Below are 288 nucleotides of genomic sequence, written 5' to 3' on the forward strand. Positions count from 1 at the left end.
AAATTGACTTCTCCATCTCAATCGACCACGCATGGTGCGTAGTCGGCTGCTGATAGCAAACCGACGAATCGTTATTTTTCAGTGGCTTAAAGGTCTTCAAAGTCCGTTGGAAGATTTTTGATGGTTGAATTGAGCCAAGCCATGCACATGTGCCGTTGGGCAACTGGCTGAGCAGTTCGGAAGCCCGGCACTGACAAGGCTGTGGTAGCTCAAACAGCCGGTGGCGGTTCCTCAAAACCTTGCGTTCCAAGGCTTTTCCGCCAATTCCCGTTTCTTCCCGGTAATTCC

Annotated in this window: 1 protein-coding gene; it reads right to left on the bottom strand. The window is 50.7% G+C overall.

The window, feature by feature from the left end:
* Nucleotides 1-250 (bottom strand): hypothetical protein (locus AF337_RS44225; protein WP_210168046.1); only part of this gene is annotated, 250 nt, incomplete at its 3' end.
* Between the last annotated feature and the right edge of the window lie 38 nt (nucleotides 251-288).

The sequence above is a fragment of the Rhizobium ecuadorense genome (genome assembly GCF_001187535.1).
In the GTDB taxonomy this organism is placed as follows: Bacteria; Pseudomonadota; Alphaproteobacteria; order Rhizobiales; family Rhizobiaceae; genus Rhizobium; species Rhizobium ecuadorense.